We start from the raw sequence: 7,827 nt of genomic DNA, 5'->3' as shown, positions 1-7,827 counted from the left end.
GTCAGCGGCACCAGTAATGCCGCCTCATTCATGCCTTCCTGTTGCAGGCGCAGGGCAAACAGCGCCGATACCGCTGCGGCGACGATACCGCGCGGCCCGATCCAGGCCAGCAGGGTGCGTTCGCGCCAGTTCAGACTCGAACGCAAGGTGGAAACCAGTACCTTGAGGGGTCGGGCGATAAATTGAATGGTCAGCAGGACGAACAGCGCCGGCCAGCCGAGTTCGATGAGCGCATTGAGATCCAGCCGCGCCGCCAGAATAACAAACAGACCGGAGATAAACAGCAGGCTGAGACTCTCCTTGAACGACAGAATGTCATGGATATGCACGCCCTTCATATTGGCCAGCCACAGACCCATCACAGTGACGGCCAGCAGGCCGGATTCGTGATACAGCGAATTGGAAATGACGAAAACCGCAAAGACCAGGATCAGGGTGGTCAGATTGTGCAGGTATTCTGGCAACAGGTGATGGCGCAACAGCAGACCCAGCAGATAGCCGGGCACCGCTCCCATGGCGATGCCCACCAGCAGGATTGTACCGAAACCGATCAGGGTGGAGCCCAGCGCATCGCTGCCCTGGCCGGTAATAATAAAGTTGAACACCAGAACCGCCAGCAGGGCACCGATTGGATCGATGACAATCCCTTCCCAGCGTAGAATATTGGTCAGGCGACTGTTGGGGCGCACGGTGCGCAACATAGGGATGATGACGGTCGGCCCGGTGACCACCGTGATGGCGCCGAACAGCAGCGCCAGCTCCCAGCCAATATCGAGTAACAGGTAAGTGGCGATGGCCGTGACGGCCCAGGTGACCAGCATTCCGATCGAGACCAGGTTGATCACGATCTTTTGCAGTCCGCGGATCTGTTCGAACTTGAGTGTCAGACTGCCTTCAAACAGGATGACGGCTACAGCCAGCGAGACGAACGGAAACAGCAGATCGCCGAACAGCGTATCGGGATCGAGCCAGCCGGTAATTGGTCCGGCAATGATCCCGCCGATCAGCAAAAACAGAATGGCCGGCAGTTTCAACCACCAGGATAACCACTGACTGGTGATACCGATCAGGCCGATACCGGCCAGGGCAATGAGAATATGTTCGTGCATGGGGTATCGGCAGCCGCGGTTGTTAGCGTTGTCTAATCCTGCGGGGATTCGATCAGTTTGGCAACATCCAGCTGACGGATCGCATCGATGGCGATCTCCCAGCGACCTTCGCCACAAAGGCCGCTGATCCCGGCCTGTTCCCAGGCGTCGAGTGCCTGTTGTAAACAGGCCTGGCGAACCCGTTCGGCGAGCGCGAGTTTGTCATTCATGGTTCTGTACCACGCTGATCAGATCGGTGAGTTGTTCAATACTGGCCGTGGGGCGAATCTCCCAGGGGTCAAAGGTGACGGCGGGATCGCGCCGTACCCAGGCGGTCGGCATATTGACTGCCGCGGCACCGAGAATATCGAAGGGGTTGGCCGACACCAGCCAGCAGGATTCGGCCTTTGTCCCCGCCCGGGACAGGCAATGCTGATAGACCGCCGGATCCGGTTTGTAGCTGCCGATCTCATCCACGCTGATGATATCGCTGAAAAAATCCAGAATGTCGGCCTGTTGCAGCAGATCACGCACGCCCCCGGCAGTGCCGTTGGAAAAGGCGACCATTTGCATGCCGTTGTGGCGCAGTGCTTCGAGTGCAGGCCCGACATCGGCAAAGGCGGGCAAACGGCCATAGTGCTGGATCAGGTGCTGTTTGTCGGCGTCGCTCAGTTGCGCGCCAAACGTGGTGTCGCAGTAGTCCAGCGCCTGGCGGGTACAGACCGAAAAATCGACATACTGACGCATCAATCCACGGCGAAAGGTGTATTCCAGTTGTTTGTCACGCCAGCGGCGGGAAAATTCGCGGGCCTGTTTGCCGATCAGCTTATCCAGCTCCAGCACGATGCCGTGCGGATCGATCAGGGTGCCGTAAATATCAAAGGCGAGTACAGGGCGCATGGCAGTCGTACCGATCAAAATGGATTACAAGCATAGCAGCCGTGATTCGTCTCATCACGCATTGGCGTCGCTAAAAGAGTTCATCCCGCACACGCCGTATAGCGTTGACATGATAATCGACAATCCGCTGCCGGCCTTCCTCGCTCATCAGGATCGTGCGGCATTCTTCCTCGTTGTCCATGAAGAAGTTTTCCGTCAGTACCGCCGGCATACGCGTCCGGGTGAGCACGTAAAAGCGCCGCTCCTTGTCCAGATCGCCATCGCGGTAATCGGTGCGCAGAGGGCGCTCGGGAAAGACTTGCTGATATTCCTCGCCCACGATTGTGGCGATGGGATCACTGAGCGTGTCCCCGGGGGAGGTGAAGACTTCGAAACCGCGACCGCCACCCGCGTTGGCGTGGATACTCAGAAAAAAACAGGGCTCGTCGCCGAAATAACGATTGGCACGTTTGACCCGGGTCTCCAGAGTGACATCCCGGTATTCCGGCGTGATGACGACATAGGGAATCGTCTCCCGGGTCAGTTGTTGCACGATGCCGCTGACAATCGCCCGGTTGAACTCGCCCTCGAACAGTTGCGAGCCATCTTCCCAGACAGGCGAGCGTTTACCCGGTGTCTGGTACTCTCCGGCAATCAGCCCGCCGTGGCCGTTATCCAGTAAAACGATCATGGGTCATCCCTGTGGTTGGGCAGGTTTTCAGGGTTATACATAGCAGAGACGAATGCCGGTTGTCATCTCCGTTGCCGGTGTTCGCGGTCGCTTATTTTGCTAGACTGACAGACATCAAGCCGTTTTGCTGGCCAACCCGTTTCAAAGCGAAACCATGATCTGTTACCCGCACATTAATACCGGTAATTACGCCACAACACGTCACACAGGAGCGGTTTCTGATGACCGGCCAGCTCACACTTAACCGGCTGTTCTCGTTGTTGTTACGGGTGGGACTGTTCGGCGTGCTGTGGTGGCTGTTGACCGAGGGTCAGCCCGGCGCCTGGTGGGTGGGGATACCGGCAGTGTTGCTGGCGACGCTGGTCAGCCTGTTCATGGTCCCGCATATGGCGATCCGAATTTCGGCGTTGCTGCGCTTTATTCCTTTTTTTCTGCGTTATTCGTTTGCCGGCGGGCTGGATGTCGCCTGCCGGGCCCTGCATCCGCGGCTGCCGATCACGCCCGTGCTGGTGGATTATTCCCTCAAACTGCCCCGGGGTTTGCCCCGGGTGTTGATGATGAATATGGTCTCCTTGTTGCCCGGTACCCTGAGTGCGCAAATCGATAACGATGTTTTGCGGGTGCATGCGCTGGATGGCAACAGTGATATCACGCGCAGCCTGGAAACCCTCGAAGTCCGGGTGATGGAACTGTTTTCACTTGCGCTGACTCCAATAACCAGTGAACGCCGATAAGTGCCAGTAAAGACGGTAGCTCGAAACGTGGTGACTCAATAACAAAGAGGCAGGTTTGTGGCGCTGTTTTACGGATTCTTGTTGATATTTCTGTTACTCAATCTGCTCGCCGGACTGTGGCGTATCATGCGTGGTCCCACCGGGGCCGATCGCATGCTGGCGGCGCAACTGTTTGGTACCACCACGGTCGCCATGCTGGTGGTGATGGCGCAGTTACAGGAACAGGCAAGTTTGCGCAATGTCGCGCTGGTCATTGCCCTGCTGGCTGCGGTGACCGCGGTGGCCTTTGTGCGCCGTGCCTGGCCGGAGAAGGAAACTTCCGCTGATGCTGACTGATTATCTGGCGTTGTTGTTATTGATTGTCGGCGGATTCTTCTTTTTTGCCGGAACGGTCGGACTGTTGCGCTTTCCCGATGTTTATACCCGGCTGCATGCCCTGACCAAGGCCGATAACCTGGGACTGGGGTTCATCATGGCCGGGCTGGCAATCCAGTCCGGCTCCTGGCTGGTGGCGGGCAAGCTGCTTGTGATCTGGTTACTGGTCATGCTGGCCGGGGCCAGTGTTGCCCATCTGATCGCCCGCCGGGCCCTGCAACGGGACATCACACCATGGCAACGCTGATGTCGGTGTTGTTCGATGGCCTGCTCGGGCTGGGTCTCGTCTGGTTTGCCTGGCAGGCGTTGTCCAGCGACAACCTGTTCCGGGCCATTGTGCTGTTCGTGGCGTTTGGTCTGATGCTGGCCCTGGTCTGGGTGCGACTGGCGGCACCGGATATTGCCCTGGCCGAAGCGGCGATCGGTGCCGGGGTGACCGGTGCCCTGTTGCTGGCGGCGATGGCCCGGCTGAATGTGGTGATTCATGAACAGGCCACGGGCAACAATGAAACCTCATCGCCCCCGCGGCGTCGCCCCGCCTCGGGGCTGGTAGCACTGCTGGCTGCAGGATTGTTCATTGCGCTGGCCTATACCCTGTACCACCTGCCTCTCGATACGCCGGGTTTGCGTCAGGCGGTCAGCGAACAACTGGCGAACAGCGGCGTCAGCCACCCGGTGACGGCGGTGCTGCTCAATTTTCGCGGTTACGATACTTTGTTGGAGTTGCTGGTTCTGCTGCTGGCCCTGCTGGGTGTCTGGTCGCTGGGCCAGTGCCATAGTCAGGCCGAAGCGGCCACCGGGGCAGTGCTGGATGTGCTGTCTCGCCTGCTGGCCCCGGTGCTGGTGTTGGTGGCGTCATACCTGTTATGGCTGGGCGCGAGTGCGCCCGGCGGGGCGTTCCAGGCCGGCGCGGTGCTGGCAGCGGGCGGGATTCTTTTGTTGTTGTCGGGCTGGCGCCTGCCGGCCCGGTTTACCCGCTGGCCGTTGCGGCTGTTACTGGCCGTGGGGCCGCTGTTGTTTCTTTGTCTTGCGCTGATCAGCCTGTTACTGGAAGGTCGACTGTTGCGATACCCGCTGGCGCAGGCCGGGGGATGGATTTTGCTGATCGAAGCGACCGCCACCCTGTCGATCGGCGCGATACTCGTTGCCCTGTTCATGGGCGGGAATCCCGAGCCGGGGCAGCCGGATGAATAGCTTTTTCATCTATTCCCTCACCGGCGCGGGCCTGTTTGTCCTGGGACTGTATGCGCTGATCGTGCATGCCCATCTGCTGCGCAAGATTCTGGCCATCAATGTGATGAGCAGTGGCGTGTTTCTGCTGCTGGTTGCCCTCGCTCGCCACAGCGGCGAACCTGCAGCGGCGGACCCGGTTCTGCAGGCGATGGTCATCACCGGTATTGTGGTCGCGGTCTCCGCCACGGCGCTGGCGCTGGTTCTGATGCTCAAACTCCACAGTGCGACAGGCCAGACGCAGTTGCACGATGATAGCGGGGAATAGGGACATCGCATGGAGGCTGTGCTGAACAGCAACTGGATCCTTTTGCCCGTGATCGTGCCGTTGTTCGGGGCCCTGCTCGGGTTTCTCGTCCCCGGTTGGGTCCGTTTCATCGGCCTGATCAGTGTCGTCATTTCCGCGGCTGCGGTTTTGCTGTTGGGGAATCAGCTGCTGGGCGAGGCGTCCGTGCAACATGCCGTGGGCGGCTGGGGCGCGCCACTGGGTATCGTATTGCAGGCGGATGGCCTGAGTCTGTTAATGCTGGGGATCAGCGCGGCGGTGTTTGTGGCTGTCAGTGTGCATGCCAGCGACTATTTCGCTTTGCCGCAGATACGTCATTTCTGGCCTTTATGGCTAATGCTGCTTGGCGCCCTGAATGCGCTGTTTTTATCGGGCGATATTTTCAATCTCTATGTCACGCTGGAGTTGATGAGCCTGTCGGCCGTGGCACTGACCGCCCTGGGGGATGAACCCGACGCGCTGGCCGGTGCCATGCGCTATCTGCTGGCCAGTCTGCTCGGGTCGGTGGTCTACCTGCTTGGCGTGGCGTTTCTTTATCACCAGTTCGGTGCGCTGGATATCACACTGCTGGGCGAGCGGGCAGAACCTGTCCCGGCCCTGTGGCTTGCTGCCGGCCTGATGTTCGCCGGGCTGATGCTCAAAACCGCGTTGTTCCCGTTGCATTTCTGGTTGCCTTCGGCGCATGCCAGCGCGCCGGCACCGGTCAGCGCGATTCTCTCGGCGCTGGTGATCAAGGCGACCTTTTATATGTTGTTGCGTTTGTGGTTCGAGATCTTCGCGCCGTTTACCGCTGGCGCGTTGGTGGCGATCGCCGGCGCGCTTGGGGCGCTGGCCATCCTGTGGGGCTCGGTCCAGGCCCTGCGACAACAACGTTTGAAACTGTTAATCGCCTATTCAACCGTGGCGCAGGTCGGTTATCTGTTTGTCGGATTTGCGCTGGCGGTGGCCAGCAATTCAACGCTGGTGTGGGGTGCGGTGTTGATGCTGGTGTTATCGCATGCACTGGCCAAAGCCGCCATGTTCCTCGCTGCCGGTAATCTGCTGCACTTTGCTCGCCACGATCGCATTGCCGATCTGGGTTGTCTGGCACAACGCCTGCCGCTGTCGGTGGCGGCCTTCGGCCTGGCCGGGGTTAGCATCATGGGCCTGCCACCCAGCGGCGGGTTTACCGCCAAGTGGTTGTTACTGCAGGCGGCCTTCGAGCAGGGACGCTGGGAGATGCTCGCTGTGCTGATCATCGGCGGTTTGCTGGCGGCGGCCTATGTTTTCCGGGTGCTCGGGCATGCCTTTACGCCCGGCAGTGAATTGTCCCATACGCCACCGATCATCGCCCTGCGCCGGGGCTGGCCGGCATTGCTACTGGCCTTTGCCGCCGTGTTGCTCGGCTTGCTGACGACATACGTGCTGGACGTGCTGGCGATTGGTAATCCAGTGCAACTTGTCGGAGGTCCGGGATGAACCTGCCCGCCGTCCTGCCTGTACTGATTATCGCCACCTCGATGCTGGTGGGGTTGATCATTTTTGCCCTGCCTGAACAGCGGACGGGATTGCGCAGCACACTCAATCTGACCGGCGCCGTGGTCAAACTGGCACTGGTGATTGTCATGTTGCTGGGCGTGTTCCGGGGGCAGCATTATCAGAGCGAGCTGCCGCTGGTCCCCGGTATCGATCTGGTATTGCGGGTCGATCCGATATCATTGTTGTTCGTTACCCTGTCGAGCGTATTGTGGTTACTGACAACGATCTACGCCATCGGTTACCTGGAAGGCTCGCCCCATCGCAGTCGCTTTTTCGGCTTTTTCAGTCTTTGCGTGGCGGCGACGGCCGGCGTGGCGTTATCCGGTAACCTGCTGACCTTTTTGTTGTTTTATGAACTGTTAACACTCGCCACCTATCCGCTGGTGGTCCATCGGGGGAGCGAAACTGCGCGCCGGGCCGGTCAGGTTTATCTGGCCTATACCCTCGGTGGCGGCGTCTTGCTGTTGATCGGGACCGTCTGGCTCTACAGTTTGACCGGCGATGTGACTTTCACCCTCGGCGGGCTGGGCGACAGCCTGCAGGGGCAGTCGAGTCCGGCCCTGATCATGATATTTGTGTTATTGATTGCCGGGCTGGGGGTCAAGGCCGCCCTGGTGCCGTTTCACAGCTGGTTACCGCAGGCGATGGTGGCCCCGGCACCGGTCAGTGCCCTGCTGCATGCCGTCGCCGTGGTCAAGGCCGGCGCGTTTGGTATCGTGCTGGTGCTGTATGAAATCTTCGGTATTGAGTTCGCCGCCGAGCTGGGGGTCACCACACCGCTGATGGTGCTGGCGGCGATCACCATACTCTATGGTTCCCTGCGTGCCCTGTCTCAGGATGATCTGAAACGTCGGCTGGCGTTCTCCACGGTTAGCCAGGTCTCCTATATCGCGCTGGGGGTCACGATTCTCGGGCCACTGGCAATCGTCGGCGGGCTGGTGCACCTGGTCCATCAGGGGCTGATGAAGGTCACGCTGTTCTTTTGCGCCGGCAACCTGGCCGAGACACTGGGGATTCACAAGATCA

11 protein-coding genes are annotated in these 7,827 nt (G+C 59.7%); 7 read left to right on the top strand and 4 right to left on the bottom strand.

What is annotated here, in order from left to right; translation table 11 throughout:
- The 4 genes from RI563_RS11510 to RI563_RS11495 form a co-directional block, all read right to left on the bottom strand.
- Nucleotides 1–1,109: sodium:proton antiporter (locus tag RI563_RS11510; RefSeq protein ID WP_310694527.1), on the bottom strand; the 1,109-nt coding region annotated here is incomplete at its 3' end.
- Between the two features lie 32 nt (nt 1,110–1,141).
- Nucleotides 1,142–1,318, bottom strand: coding sequence for an acetyltransferase (locus RI563_RS11505; protein WP_310694526.1), 177 nt, complete (start codon nt 1,316–1,318; stop codon nt 1,142–1,144).
- A complete protein-coding gene (locus RI563_RS11500) occupies nt 1,311–1,988 on the bottom strand; it encodes a haloacid dehalogenase type II (RefSeq protein WP_310694525.1) in 678 nt (225 codons plus the stop codon). Before RI563_RS11500 ends, RI563_RS11505 begins: the two co-directional genes overlap by 8 nt.
- A 70-nt stretch (nt 1,989–2,058) precedes the next feature.
- Complete coding sequence (locus RI563_RS11495) at nt 2,059–2,658, bottom strand: N-acetylmuramoyl-L-alanine amidase (RefSeq protein WP_310694524.1); 600 nt, start codon at nt 2,656–2,658, stop codon at nt 2,059–2,061.
- A gap of 221 nt (nt 2,659–2,879) precedes the next feature.
- On the opposite strand from RI563_RS11495, the gene RI563_RS11490 reads away from it, so the two are divergent.
- The 7 genes from RI563_RS11490 to RI563_RS11460 all read left to right on the top strand — a co-directional run.
- A complete protein-coding gene (locus RI563_RS11490; RefSeq protein ID WP_310694523.1) occupies nt 2,880–3,392 on the top strand; it encodes a Na+/H+ antiporter subunit E in 513 nt (170 codons plus the stop codon).
- A gap of 81 nt (nt 3,393–3,473) precedes the next feature.
- Nucleotides 3,474–3,728: a monovalent cation/H+ antiporter complex subunit F gene (locus RI563_RS11485; RefSeq protein WP_310694522.1), complete on the top strand. Its 255-nt coding sequence runs from the start codon at nt 3,474–3,476 to the stop codon at nt 3,726–3,728.
- Nucleotides 3,718–4,014, top strand: a complete 297-nt coding sequence (gene mnhG / locus RI563_RS11480; RefSeq protein ID WP_310694521.1) for a monovalent cation/H(+) antiporter subunit G — start codon at nt 3,718–3,720, stop codon at nt 4,012–4,014. The genes RI563_RS11485 and mnhG overlap by 11 nt, the downstream gene beginning before the upstream one ends.
- Nucleotides 4,002–4,961, top strand: a complete 960-nt coding sequence (locus tag RI563_RS11475; protein ID WP_310694520.1) for a hydrogenase subunit MbhD domain-containing protein — start codon at nt 4,002–4,004, stop codon at nt 4,959–4,961. The genes mnhG and RI563_RS11475 overlap by 13 nt, the downstream gene beginning before the upstream one ends.
- A complete protein-coding gene (locus tag RI563_RS11470) occupies nt 4,954–5,265 on the top strand; it encodes an NADH-quinone oxidoreductase subunit K (protein WP_310694519.1) in 312 nt (103 codons plus the stop codon). Before RI563_RS11475 ends, RI563_RS11470 begins: the two co-directional genes overlap by 8 nt.
- Nucleotides 5,266–5,274: 9 nt before the next feature.
- Entirely contained in the window at nt 5,275–6,741 is a 1,467-nt protein-coding gene (locus RI563_RS11465; RefSeq protein WP_310694518.1) for a complex I subunit 5 family protein, read from the top strand.
- The coding region (locus RI563_RS11460; protein WP_310694517.1) for a complex I subunit 5 family protein at nt 6,738–7,827 on the top strand (1,090 nt) is incomplete at its 3' end. The genes RI563_RS11465 and RI563_RS11460, both read left to right, overlap by 4 nt.

It is taken from the genome of Thiohalophilus sp., assembly GCF_031581315.1.
Lineage (GTDB): Bacteria > Pseudomonadota > Gammaproteobacteria > UBA6429 > Thiohalophilaceae > Thiohalophilus.
The sequence above is the reverse complement of the archived record's forward strand: the minus strand, read 5'-3'. Positions and strand labels throughout refer to the sequence as shown.